This is a genomic window from Salicola sp. AFF1 (assembly GCF_056783195.1).
Genome location: NZ_JBXAYL010000005.1, coordinates 47,940 through 67,255, shown reverse-complemented (window position 1 = coordinate 67,255; position 19,316 = coordinate 47,940). Strand labels below are relative to the sequence as shown.

The 19,316-nt window shown below is 62.1% G+C and carries 19 protein-coding genes and 1 other RNA gene; 12 read left to right on the top strand and 8 right to left on the bottom strand.

Features of this window, described 5'->3' with window-relative positions; translation table 11 throughout:
* The first annotated feature begins 19 nt into the window (after positions 1 to 19).
* Positions 20 to 1,822 (top strand): chloride channel protein, encoded by a 1,803-nt coding sequence (locus tag AC1RQI_RS04785; RefSeq protein ID WP_481903873.1) that lies wholly within the window; start codon positions 20 to 22, stop codon positions 1,820 to 1,822.
* A 10-nt stretch (positions 1,823 to 1,832) separates the two neighbouring features.
* Here the strand turns inward: AC1RQI_RS04785 and AC1RQI_RS04780 are convergent, their stop codons facing one another.
* From AC1RQI_RS04780 to AC1RQI_RS04765, 4 genes are read right to left on the bottom strand one after another with little or no spacing between them, the layout of a single operon-like run.
* Positions 1,833 to 3,083: an FAD-dependent monooxygenase gene (locus AC1RQI_RS04780; protein ID WP_481903872.1), complete on the bottom strand. Its 1,251-nt coding sequence runs from the start codon at positions 3,081 to 3,083 to the stop codon at positions 1,833 to 1,835.
* Entirely contained in the window at positions 3,076 to 4,329 is a 1,254-nt protein-coding gene (gene ubiH, locus AC1RQI_RS04775; RefSeq protein WP_481903871.1) for a 2-octaprenyl-6-methoxyphenyl hydroxylase, read from the bottom strand. Before ubiH ends, AC1RQI_RS04780 begins: the two co-directional genes overlap by 8 nt.
* A complete protein-coding gene (pepP, locus tag AC1RQI_RS04770) occupies positions 4,322 to 5,665 on the bottom strand; it encodes a Xaa-Pro aminopeptidase (protein ID WP_481903870.1) in 1,344 nt (447 codons plus the stop codon). The genes ubiH and pepP overlap by 8 nt, the downstream gene beginning before the upstream one ends.
* Positions 5,666 to 5,678: 13 nt before the next feature.
* Positions 5,679 to 6,317 carry a UPF0149 family protein gene (locus AC1RQI_RS04765; RefSeq protein WP_416633339.1) on the bottom strand — a complete coding sequence of 213 codons (639 nt, stop codon included), beginning with the start codon at positions 6,315 to 6,317 and terminating at the stop codon, positions 5,679 to 5,681.
* 159 nt (positions 6,318 to 6,476) lie between these two features.
* Here AC1RQI_RS04765 and AC1RQI_RS04760 point away from each other — a divergent pair, with 159 nt between their 5' ends.
* The 4 genes from AC1RQI_RS04760 to AC1RQI_RS04745 all read left to right on the top strand — a co-directional run bounded on the left by AC1RQI_RS04760 (position 6,477) and on the right by AC1RQI_RS04745 (position 7,867).
* Positions 6,477 to 6,683 (top strand): TIGR02449 family protein, encoded by a 207-nt coding sequence (locus AC1RQI_RS04760; protein WP_416633338.1) that lies wholly within the window; start codon positions 6,477 to 6,479, stop codon positions 6,681 to 6,683.
* On the top strand, positions 6,683 to 6,997 hold the full coding sequence (locus AC1RQI_RS04755; RefSeq protein WP_416633337.1) for a cell division protein ZapA: 315 nt from the start codon (positions 6,683 to 6,685) through the stop codon (positions 6,995 to 6,997). Before AC1RQI_RS04760 ends, AC1RQI_RS04755 begins: the two co-directional genes overlap by 1 nt.
* A gap of 55 nt (positions 6,998 to 7,052) precedes the next feature.
* A non-coding RNA gene (ssrS, locus tag AC1RQI_RS04750) (6S RNA) lies at positions 7,053 to 7,239 on the top strand.
* Between the two features lie 25 nt (positions 7,240 to 7,264).
* Complete coding sequence (locus AC1RQI_RS04745; RefSeq protein WP_416633336.1) at positions 7,265 to 7,867, top strand: 5-formyltetrahydrofolate cyclo-ligase; 603 nt, start codon at positions 7,265 to 7,267, stop codon at positions 7,865 to 7,867.
* A gap of 14 nt (positions 7,868 to 7,881) precedes the next feature.
* On the opposite strand, the gene AC1RQI_RS04740 is transcribed toward AC1RQI_RS04745, so the two are convergent.
* From AC1RQI_RS04740 to AC1RQI_RS04730, 3 genes are all read right to left on the bottom strand, one after another.
* A complete protein-coding gene (locus AC1RQI_RS04740; protein WP_416633335.1) occupies positions 7,882 to 8,049 on the bottom strand; it encodes a hypothetical protein in 168 nt (55 codons plus the stop codon).
* 170 nt (positions 8,050 to 8,219) lie between these two features.
* Positions 8,220 to 9,737, bottom strand: coding sequence for a threonine ammonia-lyase, biosynthetic (ilvA, locus tag AC1RQI_RS04735; RefSeq protein WP_416633334.1), 1,518 nt, complete (start codon positions 9,735 to 9,737; stop codon positions 8,220 to 8,222).
* An 82-nt stretch (positions 9,738 to 9,819) separates the two neighbouring features.
* On the bottom strand, positions 9,820 to 10,146 hold the full coding sequence (locus tag AC1RQI_RS04730; RefSeq protein WP_481903869.1) for a c-type cytochrome: 327 nt from the start codon (positions 10,144 to 10,146) through the stop codon (positions 9,820 to 9,822).
* A gap of 263 nt (positions 10,147 to 10,409) precedes the next feature.
* Between AC1RQI_RS04730 and AC1RQI_RS04725 the strand changes: the two genes are divergently transcribed.
* Positions 10,410 to 11,105: an alpha/beta hydrolase gene (locus AC1RQI_RS04725; protein ID WP_481903868.1), complete on the top strand. Its 696-nt coding sequence runs from the start codon at positions 10,410 to 10,412 to the stop codon at positions 11,103 to 11,105.
* Here AC1RQI_RS04725 and AC1RQI_RS04720 read toward each other — a convergent pair.
* Positions 11,102 to 11,440 (bottom strand): hypothetical protein, encoded by a 339-nt coding sequence (locus AC1RQI_RS04720; RefSeq protein ID WP_481903867.1) that lies wholly within the window; start codon positions 11,438 to 11,440, stop codon positions 11,102 to 11,104. The two genes, AC1RQI_RS04725 and AC1RQI_RS04720, sit on opposite strands and share 4 nt — an antisense overlap.
* A 152-nt stretch (positions 11,441 to 11,592) precedes the next feature.
* On the opposite strand from AC1RQI_RS04720, the gene nosR reads away from it, so the two are divergent.
* From nosR to AC1RQI_RS04690, 6 genes are read left to right on the top strand one after another with little or no spacing between them, the layout of a single operon-like run.
* Positions 11,593 to 13,740, top strand: coding sequence for a transcriptional regulator NosR (nosR, locus tag AC1RQI_RS04715; RefSeq protein ID WP_481903866.1), 2,148 nt, complete (start codon positions 11,593 to 11,595; stop codon positions 13,738 to 13,740).
* Positions 13,741 to 13,780: 40 nt separating this feature from the next.
* Entirely contained in the window at positions 13,781 to 15,694 is a 1,914-nt protein-coding gene (gene nosZ, locus AC1RQI_RS04710; RefSeq protein ID WP_481903865.1) for a TAT-dependent nitrous-oxide reductase, read from the top strand.
* Between the two features lie 51 nt (positions 15,695 to 15,745).
* Positions 15,746 to 17,044 (top strand): nitrous oxide reductase family maturation protein NosD, encoded by a 1,299-nt coding sequence (locus tag AC1RQI_RS04705; protein ID WP_481903864.1) that lies wholly within the window; start codon positions 15,746 to 15,748, stop codon positions 17,042 to 17,044.
* Positions 17,041 to 17,973 carry an ABC transporter ATP-binding protein gene (locus AC1RQI_RS04700; RefSeq protein ID WP_481903863.1) on the top strand — a complete coding sequence of 311 codons (933 nt, stop codon included), beginning with the start codon at positions 17,041 to 17,043 and terminating at the stop codon, positions 17,971 to 17,973. The genes AC1RQI_RS04705 and AC1RQI_RS04700 overlap by 4 nt, the downstream gene beginning before the upstream one ends.
* Positions 17,966 to 18,796 carry an ABC transporter permease gene (locus AC1RQI_RS04695; RefSeq protein WP_481903862.1) on the top strand — a complete coding sequence of 277 codons (831 nt, stop codon included), beginning with the start codon at positions 17,966 to 17,968 and terminating at the stop codon, positions 18,794 to 18,796. Before AC1RQI_RS04700 ends, AC1RQI_RS04695 begins: the two co-directional genes overlap by 8 nt.
* A 15-nt stretch (positions 18,797 to 18,811) precedes the next feature.
* Positions 18,812 to 19,312, top strand: a complete 501-nt coding sequence (locus AC1RQI_RS04690) for a nitrous oxide reductase accessory protein NosL (protein WP_481903861.1) — start codon at positions 18,812 to 18,814, stop codon at positions 19,310 to 19,312.
* Positions 19,313 to 19,316: the final 4 nt, after the last annotated feature.

Genomic DNA, 19,316 nt, shown 5'->3' with positions numbered 1-19,316 from the left:
AAGTGGAGGCAAGCAAGACATGACCAACGCATCAACACCCTCATCCGAGGAGGCTCCCGACGACACCTGGCACACCCGTCGCCACACACCGCTGAACGCCGGCACCATGCTGGCCCTGGCGGTTGTGGTGGGCGTATTCGGTGGCTTCAGCTCAATCATCTTCAAGGCAATCATCGCCTTTTTCCGCAACCTGTTCTTCTACGCCGATTTCAGCCTTGTCTTCAATCCGGACATCTACATTGCCCCCAGCATCTGGGGAATCGGGATCATCCTGGTCCCGGTTGTCGGGGCCCTGCTGGTTAACTGGATCACCGAGACGTTTGCCCCCGAGACCCGGGGCCACGGGGTTCCCGAGGTCATGAACGCCATCTACTACAGTCAGGGCCGCATGCGCCCGACCGTGGTCATCGCCAAGGCCCTGACCTCTGCCATCTCCATTGGCAGCGGCGGCTCGGTAGGGCGCGAGGGGCCCATTGTCCAGATCGGTTCGGCGTTCGGCTCCAGCCTGGGCCAGGTGATCCGTATGCCCGCCCGTCAGCGGGTGGTGCTGGTGGGCGCCGGCGCCGCCTCGGCCATTGCCGCCACCTTCAATGCGCCCATTGGCGGGCTGGCCTTTGCCATGGAGCTGATGCTGGTCTCCATCAGTGCCCGAACGGTCACCGTTGTCGCCGTTGCGACGGTAACGGCCACCTACATCGGCCGCTTCTACAGCGGCCTGGAACCTTCTTTTGACGTACCGGAACTGGTGATCTTTGAAAACCACCTTGTTGGCTTCTTCTCCCTGCTGGCCTGTATCCCGCTCGGGGCCTCCATTGGTCTGATCTCGGCCGGATTCATCCGCTCCATCTACGCCCTCGAAGACTGGTTCGAAGCCCGCTTCAGTAACACCTACGTCCGCCACGCACTCGGCATGCTGGTCGTGGGCCTTATGCTGTACGGCTTCCTTCTCTACGCGGGAGAATACTACACTGGCGGCGTGGGCTACCCCACGATACTCGACGTGCTGCGCCGCGCTCTGACGGACCCGCTGTTCCTGGGGCTGTTGTTCCTCGGCAAATGGCTGGCGACCGGACTCACCCTTGGCTCCGGCGCGTCAGGCGGTGTGTTTTCCCCTTCCCTGTTTCTCGGCGCCACCTTCGGGGCGCTCTTCGGTCATGTCATGGCGATGCTGTTCCCAACCATCGGTATTGATCCGGTGGTGTTCGCCATCGCGGGCATGGCCGGCATGGTTGCTGGCACCACCGGGGCGGTCCTGACGGCGGTGATCATGATCTTCGAGCAGACCGGGGATTACGCGGCCATGCTCCCGATCATCGCGACCGTCTCTCTGGCCTATGTGGTGCGCGCCAAGCTCACCGAGGAGAGCATCTATACCCTCAAGCTTGTCCGGCGCGGCTTTTCCGTTCCCCAGGGGCTGCAGGCGGCCACATCCCAGCTGCATAATGCCGGTACCATCATGAGCCAGTCCTTCGACCTGGTGGACGCCCAGCTGGCCCGCCAGTGGGAAGCGTCCCATGAACCCGGCCAAACGCGGCGCTATGCCGTCCTGGTCCGCAACGGGCTCATTGAGGGCGTGGCCCACGAAAACCTGCATTACCTGTCCGACCCCAACCGGGCGGTATGGGCGGTTGAGGAACGCTACATCAAGGTCTCCGAGCAGTCACGCTGGACAACCTTCCTCAGGGAAATGCAGTTGCACGATTGTGAGGTTGCCCTGGTCATGCGGGACCGGGAAAGTGAGCGGGGTGATGATGTTTTGGGTGTGATCACCCACCGTGAAATTGCCCAGGCGTCGCGCGAAGACGCGGACCTCATGGAGTGAGGTCGCGCTTTCAGAACGTCGGCAAGGGATGACGGGTTCCCATAGCCTCAGCGGCGATCCGGTTCTTGATCCCGGTCTGGCCATCCAGCCAGCGCATCCCGGCGTTGCGCAACCAGCGCAACGCCAGTTCGTCCCGCCCGAAGAGCTGCTTGAAGCCTTCCATGGCCGCCATGAGTGACAGATTCTCGACCTTGCGACGGCGCTGATAACGCTGCAACGCGCTGGCGTGCGCCGGTTCCAGACCGCGCTCCATGGCCAGGCGGATTTCGTCCGCAAGCACGGCGGCATCCGCAAAACCGAGATTCACGCCCTGGCCAGCCAGCGGGTGAATGGTATGCGCGGCATCCCCAACAAGGGCTACCCCTGGACGGGCGTATTCGCGGGCATGGCGCTGACGCAACGGCAGGGCATGGCGCGTTGAAACAGCTTCCACCGACCCCAGCGTCCACTCCAGTGCCGCAGCCAGCTCAGCCGCAAAGGCGCCATCATCAAGGTTCATCAGGCGCGCGGACTCCCCCACGTCCTGGGACCAGACAATGGAGACGAACCGGTCACTGCCCGCCTCATTGGCCAGGGGCAGGTAGGCCAGCGGCCCCGTGGTCATAAACCGCTGCCAGGCGGTGCGCTGGTGGCCGTACGCCGTGCGGGCCGTGCACACAATCGCCTGCTGGTCGTAATCCCACTCCCGAGTCGCCAACCCGGCCCACTGGCGTATGCGCGAGTTGGCGCCATCCGCCCCCACCACCAGCCGCGCCTCAAGCCAACGGCCATCACTGAGCATCACCGCCGAGCCGGCGCCAGTGGGACGCCAGTGGCGCACGTATTCGCCATCCAGCCAGGTCAGCCCCGGTTGCGCCACCATGGCCCGGGCAAGCGCGCCCAGCACCACGCGGTTCTCCACGATACTGCCCAGTCGTGACAGCTGCAGTTCCGCGGCCTCGAAATGGATACTCCCGGTCCCCTCAGCATCCCAGACGCGCATATCCCGGTAGGGGCAGCAACGCCGGGCCTCGATTTCAGGCCAGATGCCCAGGTCCTCCAGCAGCTGGCGGGTGCCTTCGGTCAGGGCGCTGACGCGTGGCTCGAACTCATCCACCGTCGTCGCCGGTTCCATCTCATGAAGCAGCGCGTCCCTGGATTGCGGCTCCACAACCGTGACCTCCAGGCCCAGGCGCGCCAGAAGCAATGCCAGGGCTCCGCCTACCAGGCCGCCCCCCACAATGGCAATGGTGGTTCTTTCCGTGAGGGCACTTTCAGTCATGGCCAAGGGAACTCCGTCTTGTGTTCAACCCCATGTTGCGCTGGGCCAGCCATTGGCGGGCGCCGGGGGTGGCGTCCAGCGCCGCCAGCCCCAGGTCCCGCAGCACCCCCGGAAAGCCACCCTTTTCAGAGAAGACGCGCACCAGGCCGTCGGAGAAACCAACAACAGCGTCCACGTCAGCCTGATGGCGCGTCAGCCAGGGAGCCAGGGTCTCCGGCTGGCCCAGGGATGCCGGATTGGCCGCGGCCTCGCCCAGTCGGCTGCTGAGCCGCATCAGCCCGCGAAGCGCCAGATTGAAACCCTGCCCCGCCACCGGATGCAGCGAATGGGCCGCATTACCCACCAGCACGGCCCCGGGTCTCACCGGGTGGGCCACCTGCTCCAGTGCCAGGGGATAGCTGTGGCGCTGACCCACGTGCCTGAACCGCCCCTGGCGCCACCCAAAGCGCTCCTGCAACTCAGCCAGGAAGGCATCCGCTTCCAGCGTCATCCGGCGCTCGATAGCACTGTTGTCCATGGTCCAGACCAGAGCGTAATCATGGGAGCCCCTGTGGGGGAGCAATGCCACAGCAGCCCCATCGGAAAACCGCTCATACGCCTGGTTGCGGTGTGGCTCATCCGTGGTAACGGTGGCAACCAGCGCGTGCTGGCCATAGGACTCACGCCTGGGCTGGAACCCCAGATGCTCCCGCAACCCAGAACGACCGCCGTCCGCCACCACCAGCAGCCGGGTCTGCCACCACTGCTGCTCATGCCCCTGTTCCACCATCACGTGCGCCCCGTCACCGGCGGTTTGCGCCGTCACCACCCGGGCCGGACAGAGCCAGTGTGTGGCCGTATCCTGCAACGCGGCTACGAGATTCAGCCCCAGCCAACCGTTATCCACCACATACCCCAGAGCCGGGGTACCATGCTCCGAGGCATGCATTCGGGTGGTGCCGGGGCGACCGCGGCTGGAGACATGGATGTGTTCGATGGGCGTGGCCGCCTGGGCCAGTTCCGGCCACACGCCAAGATCCTCGTAGATCAGCCTGGATCCATGGGCCAGTGCCGTCGCTCGGGCATCATAGCTGGGCTGGAACTGGGCCTGGGGATCCACCGACGGATCCAGCGGTGAGGATTCGACCACCGCCACTTCCAGTGATGGGGCATGGCGGGCCAGCCCCAGCGCCAGCGAGGCGCCGGCCATGCCGCCGCCAACAATGAGTACGTCGCAGTGCCGGGTGGAGGCCGCCGGATCACTCATCCGCCATCAATGCCTCAATCGCCGCTATGTCCTTGGGCACATGAGTGGTGAGATTGCGATACCCGGACCGGGTGACGGCAACGTTATCCTCGATGCGCACGGCAATCCCCTGCCAGCGCTCATCCACGCCTGTCTGCCCCGGAGCAATGTAGAGGCCCGGCTCAATGGTCATCACCATCCCGGGCTCGAGCACACGCCAGGCGCCGCCAATGCGGTAATCGCCCACGTCGTGCACGTCCATGCCCAACCAGTGGCCGGTGCGGTGCATAAAGAAATCCCGGTAATGGCCCTGTTCGATGACCTCCTCCAGAGTGCCGGAGAGAATGCCAAGATCCAGAAGCCCCTGACTCAGGACCTCCACGGCGGCCTCGTGGGGCTGGTTCCAGTGGTTCTCGGGTTGCACCTTCTCAATAGCCGCCTTCTGGGCCGCAAGCACAATCTCGTACACCGCTTTCTGCTCACCCGTGAAACGGCCGTTGGCCGGGAAAGTCCGGGTTATGTCCGCAGCATAGCCGTTGTACTCACAGCCGGCATCAATCAACACCAGCTCACCGTCGGCCAGCATGCCCTGATTCTCGGTGTAATGGAGCACACAGCCGTGGGAGCCGCTCGCGACAATGGTCGGGTACGCGGGGGCACTCGCTCCTTCGTCCAGGAAACGGTACAGAAGCTCCGCTTCCAGCTGGTATTCCCGCAGCCCCGGCTGAGCACGGTGCATGGCCTGGCAGTGGGCGTCAGCGCTGATCCGGCCGGCGCGTTCCATCACCTGCAGTTCCGCCGCACTCTTGTACAGCCGCATGTCGTGCAGGGTGTATTCCAGGGCTACGAACTCACCCGGTGGCTTGGCGCCGCTGCGCACCCGTGCCCGGATGCTGTTGACCCATTCCATGACCCGGCTGTCGAACGCCGAATCACGGCCGATGGAATAATAGACCCGGGAGCGCCCCTCGATCAGGCCCGGCAGGATGTCGTCGATGTCACTGATCGGGAAGGCATCGTCCATGCCGTAGTCGGCCACGGCGCCATCCGGCCCTACCATGAACCCGTCCCAGAGCTCCCGGTCCGGATCACGCTCCCGGCAGAACAGGACCGACTCCCCGTGCTCACGGCCGGGAATCAGCACCAGCACCGCGTGAGGCTCCTGGAAACCGGTCAGGTAGAGGAAGTCGCTATCCTGGCGATAGGGGTATTCCGTATCCCGGCTGCGGGTGCGCTCCGGGGCCGCCGAGACAATGGCGATGCTGTCCGGCGCCATCTGCTCCATCAGACGGCGCCGGCGGCTGGCGTGCTCGTCGCGGTCGATAAGGCAATGGGTCTGCTTGCTTGCGGCGGTCATCGGCACTCCCGGTTCAGTGCAGTGTCTGTTGGTCAGCCTCGGAATCCGGCTGGGGATGGTTGAACTCGGCAAAGACATTAAGGACGCCAACCCGGATGTACTCAGAGACCTCCTCAATGTCGCGATCGCCCTCCTCCTCGCCATCGTCCGCGTCGCTTTCCACCTGGCTGATGGCCACAAAGTCCCGGATCAGTTCACGGATGTCATCAGGCGCCCGGCTCAGGCCGTCGCCCGCGGCCCGGGCCATCCCCTCGAGGAAGCCCCTGACCCAGTTGGAAAGCGCTTCAAGCCGCTGGTTCAACGGCGCCTGCTCCGGGGGCAGCAGCAGCTGGAAGTCCATGTCCTCAGACTGCAGGGCGGCCAGGGTAGCGGCATAGAACGCATGCAGAAGGGCACGGGGGGACACCTGCTCATCACCCTGGTCATCCTCCTGCGGTTCTTCCAGTCGGTCGCAGCCCAGATGTTCCAGCGCCAGGTTTTCCCAGCGTTCACTGGACAGGCGCTCCCCTGCGGCCAGTTCTCCCGCCAGCAACCCGTGCAGTTCGCTGGGGTGGTTGATGGCACCGTGGCGTCCATGCAGATCGGACCACAGGTCAAAGTCATAGACAACGTCGTGCAGACGCTGCGTATCGTTCTCGTCGGTTCCGCTCATGCGGTGATCAGCTCCGGGTCTTGGATTACAGGTATCAACTGCCAGATTATGCAGGCATTCAGACTATCATGCAGTGAGGGACTGTCGTACCGCAAATTGACCGCTCCCCAGGCGCCCACTATAGTGATTCTCCAGAGGCGATTCCCGGAGAGACGTATCATGGAGCAAGCGGAACTCGAGGCGCTGGCCGCCCGCATTGAGCGGCTGATCGAGCGCAATCGCCAGCTTGAAGCCGAAAACGCGCGCCTGCGCCAGGCCCAGGAGGACTGGCAACAGGAGCGGGTCCAGCTCATGCAGAAAAACGACATGGCACGTCACCGGATCGAAGCAATGATCTCACGGCTGCGCTCACTGGAGCATCACTGATGGCAGAACATACGGATAAGGAAACAGTCGCGGTCAACATCCTCGATAAGGAATACCTGGTAGCCAGCCCGGGCGAGGCTCGTGGCGAACTGGAGCGCTCCGCCAGGTATCTTGACGAAAAGATGCGCGAGATCCGGGCCAGTGGTCGCGTCTTTGGCACCGAGCGGATCGCGGTCATGGCCGCGCTCAACATCACCCATGAACTGCTGCAGAGCAGCAGCAACATGCCGGAATCCGCGGAGCGCACCCTGCGCGAAATGGATAACCGGGTGCGTGAGGCGCTGGAGCAGTCGCAAACGGGCACGGATTCCTGATAGGGCCGAACGCCACCATTGCATTCACCCCCTCCAATCGGCCTATAATCACATGGACTCTCTGGGCTGTGCGACTTTACTGGATGTTGTCCTCGAGCCGATGCGCACAATCAAAGGGAGCCGCTCCCTGGTGATGTGAGCAGGTCCTCCATGCAGAGGAAAGCCTAATTCACCATCCAGGGGCTCCCGCCTTGAACTCTAGGGTTCAAGGGCACAATCCGGTCCGGCAGCCCGGAGGGTCTCATTACCTGCCTTGCCAGAGTCTCCATGACGAACCATCAACCGACCCGAAAACAGCTCCGGAAGGAACTGCGCGCACGGCGACGCGCCCTCCGCCCCCAGCAGCAGCGACGCGCCTCACGCAGGCTTTGCCGGAACCTGCTGGCGAGCCGGGAGCTGCGGGATGGACGCAGCATTGCTCTTTACTGGCCCAACGACGGCGAGATTGATCCGCGCCCGCTGCGACCAGCGGCGGAACGCATGAACAAGACCTGCTATCTGCCCGTACTCCACCCCATACTGGGCAACCAGCTCTGGTTTCTGCGAGTGGACGCGAGCACCCGGATGACCCCCAATCGCTTTGGCATACCAGAACCCAGCCTTCACCGGGCTGCTTCCCGGCCCGCCTGGGCCCTGGACGTGGTTCTGATGCCTCTGGTGGGGTTTACAGCGCAAGGAGACAGGTTGGGGATGGGGGGCGGCTTCTACGACCGGACGTTCGAATTCCTGAGCCAGCCCCACCGGCATAAGCCACGGCTGATTGGACTGGCTCATGAATGCCAGCGTGTTGAGGCCATGCCAACAGCCAGCTGGGACATTCCCATGGATGCGATTGTGACAGACCAGGGGTATTACCCGGTGAGGGCCTGACCTGTTACGCGGGGTCAGTTAACTGCCCTTTCCTCAGTCCCCTGGCTCAGGATCACCTCCTGCGCTGCATCGGAGGTCAGTCTGGGCTCATCGGATACCGCCAGGGATGTCAGCCCACTGACCAGCAGCCCAATGGCGAACACTACCACCAGAACACGGATGACGTCAGGTTGTCGGTTCATTGTTGATCGTCTCCTGCCAGCACCTGCTTCCTACTGTGATCGCAACAGTGCCCGCAAAACAGCTGAGTATTTCGGTTTTTTCGTACAGCATGAGAGAGTTTAGCAGTAGTGGCCTTTTTTACAATTCCAAAACATTGTCGGTTCATTATAAGTTTGCAAAGTTTTGAAACTTACTGCCCCAGAAACAGGCGGTAGGCCGGATCGTCGCCAATCTCTTCATACTCAAAACCGATCTCATCCAACATGCCCCGGAAGTCATCCAGATCCTCGTCCTCAACCTGGGCGCCCATGAGGATCCGGCTGTAGGCGGCGCCGTGGTTGCGGTAATGGAACATGGAGATGTTCCAGCGGCTCCCCAGCGACATCAGAAAGGTAATCAGCGCTCCCGGGCGCTCCGGAAAGGTGAACTGAAAGACTTTCTCATTGGTGACCGAGGGCGCATGACCGCCTACCATGTGCCGGATATGCTGTTTGGCCAGGTCGTTGTCGGTCAGATCCAGGACCGGGTAGCCCAGATCCGTAAGCTCACTCACCACTTCGTTGCGGCCAAGGCCACCAGCCTGAATCTGGACCCCCACAAAGATATGGGCCTCGTCCGCGGAGGAATAACGGTAGTTGAACTCCGTGATGTTGCGCTTGTGCAGCGCCTGGATGAACTGGCGGAAGCTGCCAGGCTTCTCCGGGATCGTGACCGCCAGGATGGCCTCCCGCTGCTCGCCCACTTCCGTGCGCTCGGAGACATAGCGCAGCCGGTCAAAGTTCATGTTGGCGCCACTGAGGACCCCGATCATGTTCTCGTCCTCCACTCCCTGGCGTTGGACGTACTTCTTGAGACCCGCCACCGACAGCGCCCCCGCCGGTTCCTGGATGGAACGCGTATCCTCAAACACATCCTTGATCGCGGCACAGATTTCATCGGTGGTTACGGTCACCACCTCGTCCACATGATCCTTGCAGATATCCCAGGTATGGTTGCCGATCTGTTTCACGGCCACACCATCGGCAAAGATTCCCACCTGCGGGAGCGTTACACGCTGGCCCGCCTTCAGGGCCTCTGAAAGGCAGGCTGAATCCTCGGGCTCCACCGCAATAACCCGTGTCTCCGGGCGCAGATACTTGATATAGGCGGCCATACCCGCGATCAGACCGCCGCCACCAACCGGGATGAACACCGCGTGTATCGGTTTTGTGAACTGCCAGAGCAATTCCATCGCCACCGTGCCCTGGCCGGCAATGGTATCCGGGTCATCATAGGGATGGATGTACGTGTAGCCGTGCTTCTCAATCTGTTGCTGGGCGTAAGCGGCGGCCTCGTCAAACGCGTCGCCGATCAGCACCACTTCGGCGCCACTGTCGCGCACGGAATTGACTTTGATCTCCGGCGTGGTACGCGGCATGACGATGGTGGCATGAATACCCAACCCGGTAGCCGCCAGTGCCACCCCCTGGGCGTGATTACCGGCGGAGGCGGCAATCACGCCACAGGCTTTCTGGGCATCCGAAAGCTGACTGATCTTGTTGTAGGCCCCACGCAGCTTGAAGGAGAAGACCGGCTGCAGATCCTCGCGCTTGAAAAAGATGCTGTTATTGAAGCGGCGGGTCAGGTTGCGCGCATGGGTTACCGGTGATTCGATCGCCACGTCGTAAACGCGTGCGTCCAGAATCTTGCGGATATAGCGGTCGGGCATGGTGAGGCTCTCTCTGGTCAGACAGCCTCACAGTGTAAGAAGGATCCGGGCACCACGTCCACGCATGATGCCCGTTTATCCGTCATTCAACAGCTTCACCGAGCATGTAATCGACAGCCGCCTTCATTTCCGAATCGGAACAGTCACCACAGGTGCCCTTGGGCGGCATGCCCTTGAAGCCATTGATGGAGTGCTTGTAGAGCCCTTCACGGCCCCGCTCATCAAGCCGGCTCTGCCACTCGTCCCCGGCATCGAGTTTGGGCGCGCCAGCTGCACCGATCTGGTGGCAGGTACTGCAGTAATTGCTGTAGATCTTCTCGCCGGAACGCTCCTGGGCTACCCCGGTACTGGCCGCCCCCATGGCAAGGATAGCGCCGAGGATCGCAATCGGTTTAACGGTAGCCTTCATATCAGCTCCTTTATTTTCTTGGTCAGTTGAACAGGGCTTGCCTTGGTTACATCCTACAGAGACCACCCCACAATAACATTGACCTGCCTCAACTCAGTCCAGGCAACCAGGATGGTTATGAACACACTAGCCCGCATGACTCCATAAAACCACATGCCCGCCCGCAGGCGACCAGCAGGGGCGTTTTTCAGCAGCCCGGCACTTAACATTCATCCCGGATACAGGTATTGTCATCCGCACGCTCATGCCACTGGAGAGACGCAATGCATGGATCAGACGAAACACTGACCATCCATACCCGGCGCAACGTTGAAGCCGCTATGTTATGGCTGCATGGCCAGGGCACCAGCTCCGAAGACCTGACGCCCCTGTTCAAGAACCTGGCGGCCTCACGGGAACTGGGCCTGCGCTACCTGGCACCCAACGCACCGATGCGCCGGCTGCAAGCACTGGGCGGGCGCATGGGTCGGGCCTGGTACGACGTGGCTGCAGCGGACTCCGGGGAAGCGGATGCGGAAACGCTTTGGGAAAGCCACACCCAATTGACCGGGCTGCTTGATGCGGAACGGGAAACCGGCATTCCCCCGGCCAGGACCCTTGTGGGCGGTTTCTCCCAGGGCGGTGCCATGGCGCTGCATACAGCCCTTCAGTATCCCTATCCACTGGCAGGCATCATCGTGCTGTCCGGGGAGCTGCTCCACCCGGAGGCGCTTGCCGGGGCAATCCACCCTGCCAACGCAGCCACCCCGATCCTGATGATCCATGGTACCGGTGATGAGCTCATCCCTGTGGAAGAAGCCAAGACCAATCGTGACCGGCTGCGGGATCTGGGCCTGCCCGTGGCCTGGCATACGCTGGCGCTGGGCCACGAAATCAGCATGGACACCATCGCCCTCGTCGACCAGTGGACCGAGGCCCGGCTGGCCGCCCAGGGCGTTACCCGCAACCCGGCGGACTAGTAGCCTGGCATCAACCAGTCACTGCTCGGCTTATACCCGGCTTGCACGGCCGCCCTGTAGCCTTGCGTGAAAGAGGCCAGCACCTCACTCAGGGCTTCCTCCACACTGGCATAGCGGGCACTTTCAGGCACCGCTGGCTCGGCCATACCGGGCGCCTGCAGGTAGTAGTCCTGATCGGCCTCCACCCAATCGCCAAGCACTCCCCTGTAAATCCAGACACGGATCGTGGTCAGGATGCCCTCCAGGCGGAAATTGTACTCGGTCACCAGTTGCCTGGCCCCGAGGATCTCGGGCTGATCAAAGACTCTCGCGACAGCTGCGGCATCATCACCCATTGCGCTCACTCCTCAGTTTGTCAACGCGTGCCCACCAGCTATATTAGTTCAAATGAAATGAATCAATTCTTGCCCAAAATCAATGAGCCAGAAATTGTTTGGTGTCATTGTGGTCACAACCATTGCAGGAAAAGCCCCGGAGTGCATGCCGTATGACCACCCAGCGCCTTTTGCAGTCCCTGCTTCTGGGCCTGACTGCGGCCCTGTTCTCTGTATCCGCCACCACGGAAACCACCCAAGAGGACGCTCAAGCGTTCTTCCCGGAGGCAGACCGCGTTGAGCCGCTGAGCGGCGACCAGCCGGCGATGGGCGTCTACCACGACAGTGAACTGGCCGGGCTGGTTTTTGAAACCGTGGACTACGCGCCCATCCCCGCCTACTCCGGCAAACCGGTCAACATGCGCATTGGTCTGAACAGCGATGGCGAGATCGTGGGCGGCGAAATCCTTGAGCATTCCGAACCCATTGTGCTCACCGGGATCCCGGAAAAGAAAATTGATGCATTCGTGGATCAATACGTCGGCAAATCCATCCACGACCGCATGCGCGTAGGGCTGTCCTCACACAAACGCGAGGGCTATGACTACGTGGATGCGGTCTCCGGTGCCACGGTCACGGTCGTGGTCATGGGCGACACCATCATGCGGGCCGCCCGCAAGGCGGCGGTGACCCACGGACTGGTGGAAGAGGATGCTGTGGACCTCCGGGAGCCGGCCACTGTCAAGGCCGAAACGTTCGAACAGGCAGACTGGGACACGCTCCGCGACAAAGGCGCCATCAGCAAGCTGCACCTGACCCGCGGCGAAGTGGACGATGCCTTCAAGGGGACGGAAGCCGAAGGTGTGAAAACCGCCCCGGAAGACGCCCGTGACGAGACGTTCATCAACCTGTACGCCACCTACCTGAACACACCGACCACCGGCCGCAACCTGCTGGGCAAAGAGCATTACCAGCAACTCATGGACCGGCTGGAGGAAGGCGAGCACGCCATCATGCTGATGGCCGATGGCCGCTATTCGTTCAAGGGCACCGGCTTTGTCCGGGGCGGCATCTTTGACCGCATCCAGATCAACCAGCGTGACCGCTCCATCCAGTTCCGCGACAGCGACCTGGTCCGGGCCCCGGATTTTGCCCTGGCGGACCCGCCCACCATCTCGGAAAAGGACATTTTCATTGTCCGCCAGCAGCACAAGTTTGATCCAGCCACCCCCTGGGAGCTTCAGCTCCGGGTCCGGCGTCAGTACGGGGCCCTCGACTCCACGTTTGTCAATTTCACGCTGGAGCACAAGCCGATTAAGGCATGGTTCAACATCCCTGAACGCAGGGCCCTCAATGACGAAAGCGATCAGCCACTCTGGGTCTCGGTCTGGCAGGACCGCCAGATACAGATCGGCGTACTCGGGGCTGGGCTCGGCTTACTCGTCTTCATCCTGCTGTTCCAGGACTGGCTCGCCAAACGTCCCCGTCTGCTGCATCCGCTGCGCATCGGCTTCCTGATCTACACCGTGGTGTTCATCGGCTGGTACGCCCTGGCGCAGCTGTCGGTGGTCAACATCTTCACCTTCACCAATGCCGTATTCACGGACTTCAGCTGGACCACCTTCCTGATGGACCCGATGATGTTCATCATGTGGAGTTTCGTGGCCGCCACGCTGCTGTTCTGGGGTCGTGGTGTGTTCTGTGGCTGGCTCTGCCCCTTCGGCGCCATGCAGGAGCTCATCAACCTGGCGGCCCGCAAGCTCAAGGTGCCGCAGTTCGACGTCCCCTTCGCCGTCCACGAGCGCCTCTGGGCCCTGAAGTACCTGATCCTGCTGGTGCTGTTCGGCATTTCCCTGCAATCACTGGGGGCCGCCGAACACTATTCCGAAGTGGAGCCCTTCAAGACGGCCGTAACGCTGCACTGGCAACGTGAGTGGGGCTTCATCCTCTACGCCGCCCTGCTGCTGGTGATCGGCATCTTCAATCACAAGTTCTACTGCCGTTACATCTGCCCCCTGGGCGCGGGGCTGGCCATCCCGGCCCGGATCCGGCTTTTCGACTGGCTCAAGCGACACAAGGAGTGCGGTTCCCCCTGCCAGATCTGCGCCAATGAATGCGAAATCGGGGCCATCCACCCGGATGGCCGGATCAACCCGAACGAATGCCATCACTGCCTGGACTGCCAGGTCACCTACTGGAACGACCAGAAGTGTCCGCCCATGATCCAGAAGCGCAAGAAGCGCGAGAAGATGGCGCGCACGGATGCCGATGACAGCAAGAACAACCCGAACAAGATACCCGCGGTGGACGTCACCCGCTAGGTATGCCCCAAAACCAGCGACAGACCATGGAGTTACTATCATGACAAGAGGCGATAACGAGCAGAACGACAACGACCGTCACGAAGAGGTCGCCAACCCCGGCCGGCGGTCCTTTCTGGGCGCCACGGCCACGGTCGGCGCCCTGGGCGCAACCGGTGGTACCGGCACGGCGCTGATGATGGGCGGCACGAGCGAGGCCAGGGCCGCGGAAGGGGCCCAGAGCAGCCATGTACCACTGGGCGAACTGGACGACTACTACGGTTTCTGGAGCGGTGGCCACTCCGGCGAGGTCCGGGTATTCGGCGTGCCCTCCATGCGCGAGATCATGCGCATTCCCGTATTCAATCACTGCAGTGCTACTGGCTGGGGCATGACCAACGAATCCAAGCGGATCATGGGCGACAGCCACAAGTACACCAATGGCGACGCCCACCACCCGCACCTCAGCTACACCGACGGCAGCCACGACGGTCGCTATCTCTATATCAACGATAAGGCCAACTCGCGCATCGCACGCATCCGCCTCGATGTGTTCAAGCCCGATGCCATGGTTACCATCCCCAATATCCAGGCGGTGCACGGGCTGCGGTTGCAGAAGGTCCCCAAGACCGGCTATGTCTTCGCCAACGCGGAATTCCCCATCCCCAAGCCCAATGACGGGCGCGAGCTTGATAAGCCCCAACAGTACTGGACGCTTTGGACCGCTGTGGACGGCGAAACCATGGAAGTGGCCTGGCAGGTCATGGTCGACGGCAACCTCGACAACATGGATGCCGACTACACCGGCAAGTACGCCGCAGCCACCTGCTACAACTCGGAAAAAGGGACCACCCTCGCCGACATGCAGCGCGCCGAGCGTGACTGGGTGGTGGTGTTCAACATTGAGCGCATTGAGCAGGCGGTCAAGGAGGGCAACTACACCACCATTGGCGATTCGGATGTGCCCGTGGTGGACGGTCGTAGTGGTTCCGAGGTGACCCGCTACATCCCGATCCCGAAAAACCCCCATGGCTGCAACACCTCGACCGACGGCAAGTACTTCATCTGCGCGGGCAAGCTGTCGCCAACGGTAAGCATGGTTGAAATTGCCAGGCTGGACGACCTGTTCGCGGGCAACCTGTCCAGCGAGCGCGACGTGATTGCGGGTGAACCCGAGCTGGGTCTGGGGCCACTTCACACCACCTACGACGGGCGCGGCAACGCCTACACCACACTGTTCATTGACAGCCAGATTGTTAAGTGGGACATGGAGAAAGCGGTCCGCCACTACAATGGCGAGGATGTGAACTACATCATCCAGAAGCTGGACGTGCACTATCAGCCGGGCCACAACCATGCCACCCTGGCAGAGTCCAAGGATGCGGATGGCAAGTGGCTGTTCTCGCTGAACAAGTTCTCGAAGGACCGGTTCCTGCCCGTAGGACCGCTGCACCCGGAGAACGACCAGATGATCGACATCTCCGGCGAGGAAATGAAGCTGGTGCACGACACGCCAACCTTCGCCGAACCCCATGACGCCGTCATTGTCTCCCGCGACATGATCAGCACCCAGCAGGTCTGGAAGCGCGACGATCCCTTCTTCGCCGAGACCGTGCGCATGGCCGAGGAAGACGGCATCAATATCGAGAGCGACAACAAGGTCATCCGTGACGGCAACAAGGTACGGGTCTACATGACCTCCGTCGCTCCCCGTTACGGAATCACCGAGTTCAGCGTGAAGGCCGGCGATGAAGTGACCGTGGTGATCACCAACCAGGACACGGTGGAAGACGTCAGTCACGGCTTCTGCATGATCGGCCACGGTGTCAGCATGGAGGTCAGTCCCCAGCAGACGTCATCGGTCACCTTTACTGCCGGTTCTCCCGGGGTCTACTGGTACTATTGCAACTGGTTCTGCCACGCCCTGCACATGGAAATGTCGGGCCGCATGCTGGTCGAACCCGCGGACGCCTGATCCGCTGTCACGGACCCGGGCACCCCGTGCCCGGGTCCTGTTTCACCAACGGTGATCATCTTGACCCGAATACAGCCGTTTATCAGCCTATTGCTGGGCGCCGTACTCCTCCCCGCATCCGCGATCGCCGGCATTGAACCCGGCCACCTGAGCGATGCGCTTGAAAACGCCGAAAGCGGTGAAACACTGGAACTCGAGCCGGGCCTGTTCAAGGGCCACTACCGGATCGACACCTCCCTGACGCTCCAGGGAAGCCCCGGCACCCTCATTGATGGCAATGGTAAGGGCACAATACTGACCATCGCGGCACCCGACGTCGCCGTGAAGCAACTTCTCCTGCGCAACAGCGGCAGCAACCTGACGGACCTCGACGCGGCCATCTTCATCGAAGGCAGTGGCCGTAATACCCACATACAGGCCAACCACATCCGGGCCCAGGGCTTTGGCGTCTGGATTGATGAAGCACCCGATGTTCTGATCGAACGCAACCGGATCACCGGCAATACCAGCATCCGCTCCCAGGACCGGGGTAACGGCATCCACCTGCACCATGTCAATGGCGCCATGATTCGCGACAATACCGTCTGCCAGGCGCGGGATGGGATCTACATCAACGTCAGCAACAACAACACGCTCGCCGGCAACCGCCTGTGCAACCAGCGCTATGGCATCCATTACATGTACTCCAACCGTAATACCGTGCGTAACAACCGGAGCTGGGGCAACCGCACCGGCTACGCGCTCATGCAGTCAACCAAGCTGAACGTGATCGGCAACCGGGCGGAGGATGACAAGGGTTATGGTTTCCTGCTCAACTACATCACCGATTCCGTTCTCCGCGACAACACCGCCATCGACATCAAGGCCTCGACAGCCCCTGGCAGCGAACGCAGTATCGAAGGCGGTGAAGGCAAGGCGCTGTTCATCTACAACTCGCAGCAGAACCGGATCCATGGCAATACCTTCGCGCGCACGGCCATCGGGATTCACATGACCGCGGGCTCGGAGAACAACGAAATCCACGGCAACGCGCTGATCAGCAACCGCACCCAGGTGAAGTACGTCGCCACCCGCGCCCAGGAATGGTCCAAGAACGGGCGGGGCAACTACTGGAGCGACTACATGGGGTGGGACATCGACGGTGACGGCATCGGCGATACGCCCCATGAGCCCAATGACGCGGTGGACCGGATCCTGTGGACCTACCCCATGGCACGGGTACTGATGAACAGCCCCGCCGTGGCGCTCATGCGCTGGGTCCAGTCCGCCTTCCCCATACTCAGTCCCCGGGGCGTTAAAGACAGCCACCCGCTGATGCACCGCCCGGACAAGCAGGAACAGCAACCATGACCAACGCGGTGGACCTTGAACAACTGAGTTGCCACTTCAGCGGCGTAAGGGCATTGAGCGACCTCAACCTCACCCTCGGTGAGGGGGAAGTGCTGGGGTTGCTGGGCCACAACGGCGCCGGCAAATCCACGGCCATGAAACTGATTCTGGGCATCCTGACACCTTCCTCGGGGCAGGTCAGAGTCTTCGGACAGGACCCAAGAGGTCCCCAATCAGGCCGTCTCCGGCTGCAGCTGGGATATCTGCCCGAGAACGTCAGTTTCTACGACAACCTCAGCGGCCGTGAGGTCCTGGCCTACTTCGCACGTCTCAAGCGCGTGCCACCCCGGGAAGTCAGTCGGCTTCTGACGCGGGTAGGCCTTGACCATGCAGCCAATCGACGGGTACGCACCTATTCCAAGGGAATGCGCCAGCGCCTCGGCCTCGCCCAGGCACTGCTCGGCGAACCCCGCCTGCTTCTGCTCGACGAACCCACGGTGGGACTGGATCCCATGGCGACACGGGACGTCTACCGCACCATGGACGAACTGCGCGCCAAGGGCACCGGCATCATCATCAGCTCCCACGTGCTGCCCGGCATTGAGCAACACGTGGACCGCGTGGCCATCCTCGGGCGCGGGAGCCTCCTTGCGGAAGGCTCGATTGAGGCCCTGCGCAGCCAGGCCCAGCTGCCCCTGACGATCCATGTGCGCAGACAGGCCTCGGCGCGTTTCCAGAATACTGACCTGCATCCGTCCCTACAGCACGCCAGGCCCGACAGCGACAACAGCCTGGCTCTGACCGTCAGCGCCGAGGACAAGCTCAGGGTGCTCAATGAACTGCTCAACCAGCCCGGCGTTGAGGATGTCACAGTCGAACAGCCGACCCTGGAAAGCCTGTACGCCCATTTCGACACTGAACTCAATGAAGGGGAAACCCGGTATGCATGAATCACTGGTGGTTGCCGGCAAGGAATTCCGGGACGGCCTGCGCAACCGCTGGGTGCTGGCCATCACCCTGGTGTTCGCGATACTCGCCATTGCGCTGGCCTGGTTCGGGGCCGCCGTCTCCGGAGAGGTCGGGTTCACCCGTGTCTCGACCACCATTGCCAGCCTGGCCAGCCTGGCCGTCTTCCTGATTCCCCTGATCGCCCTGATGCTCGCTTACGACAGCATCGTGGGCGAGGATGAGAACGGCACCCTGTTGCTGCTCATGACCTACCCGCTGAGCCGGACCGGACTCCTGGCGGGCAAGTTCCTAGGCCATGCCGCCATCATGGCCCTGTCCACCCTTCTGGGTTTCGGCATTGCCGGGCTGGTGATCGTGGTTTTCGATGCCGAGGCCACACTGGGCGCCCTTGCCGGCCCCTTCACACTCTTCATCGGCAGCGCCATTCTCCTCGGGTGGTGCTTTCTGGCCATATCCTACCTGATCAGCGCCATCGCCCATGAAAAGGCCCGGGCCGCCGGCATGGCCCTGGTCGTATGGTTCCTGTTCGTGCTGGTCTATGACCTGACGCTTCTGGGAATCCTGGTGGGGACCGAGGGGCAGGTGAATGAAAGCCTCTTCCAGACGCTGCTGATGATCAACCCCACGGACATCTTCCGGCTCGTCAACCTGACCGGGTTTGAGCAGGTCGCGGAAGCCAGCGGCATGCTCGCCATTGCCACCCATGAGCAGCATTCGGTAGCCGCCCTGATCGCCCTTCTCGGGCTATGGGTTGTTGCCCCGCTCGCGATTGCCGCCGCCGTGTTCCGGCGCCGCCGCACCTGAAACCAAGGAGCCGCCATGACCACAAGACGCCACGTCATCGCCTGCATCGGGGCACTTCCCATCCTGTCCCTGGTGGGCTGCGGGCAGGGCGAAACCGGCGCAAGCTGCCAACCTGTTGCGTTATCCGACACCCGGGAATGCGCCCTCTGCGGCATGCGCATCAGCAACTTCCCTGGCCCCAAGGGCCAGGCTTGCGTGGACGACGGTCAGACCCTGGGATTCTGCTCCACCAACGACCTGCTCTCCTGGGCCTGGCAGCCGGATTCCAAGCCCCGAATCCAAAGACTCTATGTGCACGACCTGAGCCAGACCCGGTGGCAGTCGCCCTCCAACGACGCCTGGGTTGACGCCAGGGAAGCGGTGTATGTTGCCGGCCATGATCAGGAAGGGGCCATGGGACACTCCCCGGCCCCCTTTTCGGACAGTAAGGATGCCGAACGCTTTGCCGCGGAACACGGCGGGCAGCTCAGGCGATTCAAGGAGCTGGACTGGGACTCACTCAAGGCCCGTTCCTAATCGC

What these genes read in the sequence shown, in the direction of transcription:
- AC1RQI_RS04785 (WP_481903873.1), top strand. Translation starts at nt 20, where the DNA reads ATGACCAACGCATCAACACCCTCATCCGAGGAGGCTCCCGACGACACC.
- AC1RQI_RS04780 (WP_481903872.1), bottom strand. Translation starts at nt 3,083, where the DNA reads ATGACTGAAAGTGCCCTCACGGAAAGAACCACCATTGCCATTGTGGGG.
- ubiH (WP_481903871.1), bottom strand. Translation starts at nt 4,329, where the DNA reads ATGAGTGATCCGGCGGCCTCCACCCGGCACTGCGACGTACTCATTGTT.
- pepP (WP_481903870.1), bottom strand. Translation starts at nt 5,665, where the DNA reads ATGACCGCCGCAAGCAAGCAGACCCATTGCCTTATCGACCGCGACGAG.
- AC1RQI_RS04765 (WP_416633339.1), bottom strand. Translation starts at nt 6,317, where the DNA reads ATGAGCGGAACCGACGAGAACGATACGCAGCGTCTGCACGACGTTGTC.
- AC1RQI_RS04760 (WP_416633338.1), top strand. Translation starts at nt 6,477, where the DNA reads ATGGAGCAAGCGGAACTCGAGGCGCTGGCCGCCCGCATTGAGCGGCTG.
- AC1RQI_RS04755 (WP_416633337.1), top strand. Translation starts at nt 6,683, where the DNA reads ATGGCAGAACATACGGATAAGGAAACAGTCGCGGTCAACATCCTCGAT.
- AC1RQI_RS04745 (WP_416633336.1), top strand. Translation starts at nt 7,265, where the DNA reads ATGACGAACCATCAACCGACCCGAAAACAGCTCCGGAAGGAACTGCGC.
- AC1RQI_RS04740 (WP_416633335.1), bottom strand. Translation starts at nt 8,049, where the DNA reads ATGAACCGACAACCTGACGTCATCCGTGTTCTGGTGGTAGTGTTCGCC.
- ilvA (WP_416633334.1), bottom strand. Translation starts at nt 9,737, where the DNA reads ATGCCCGACCGCTATATCCGCAAGATTCTGGACGCACGCGTTTACGAC.
- AC1RQI_RS04730 (WP_481903869.1), bottom strand. Translation starts at nt 10,146, where the DNA reads ATGAAGGCTACCGTTAAACCGATTGCGATCCTCGGCGCTATCCTTGCC.
- AC1RQI_RS04725 (WP_481903868.1), top strand. Translation starts at nt 10,410, where the DNA reads ATGCATGGATCAGACGAAACACTGACCATCCATACCCGGCGCAACGTT.
- AC1RQI_RS04720 (WP_481903867.1), bottom strand. Translation starts at nt 11,440, where the DNA reads ATGGGTGATGATGCCGCAGCTGTCGCGAGAGTCTTTGATCAGCCCGAG.
- nosR (WP_481903866.1), top strand. Translation starts at nt 11,593, where the DNA reads ATGACCACCCAGCGCCTTTTGCAGTCCCTGCTTCTGGGCCTGACTGCG.
- nosZ (WP_481903865.1), top strand. Translation starts at nt 13,781, where the DNA reads ATGACAAGAGGCGATAACGAGCAGAACGACAACGACCGTCACGAAGAG.
- AC1RQI_RS04700 (WP_481903863.1), top strand. Translation starts at nt 17,041, where the DNA reads ATGACCAACGCGGTGGACCTTGAACAACTGAGTTGCCACTTCAGCGGC.
- AC1RQI_RS04695 (WP_481903862.1), top strand. Translation starts at nt 17,966, where the DNA reads ATGCATGAATCACTGGTGGTTGCCGGCAAGGAATTCCGGGACGGCCTG.
- AC1RQI_RS04690 (WP_481903861.1), top strand. Translation starts at nt 18,812, where the DNA reads ATGACCACAAGACGCCACGTCATCGCCTGCATCGGGGCACTTCCCATC.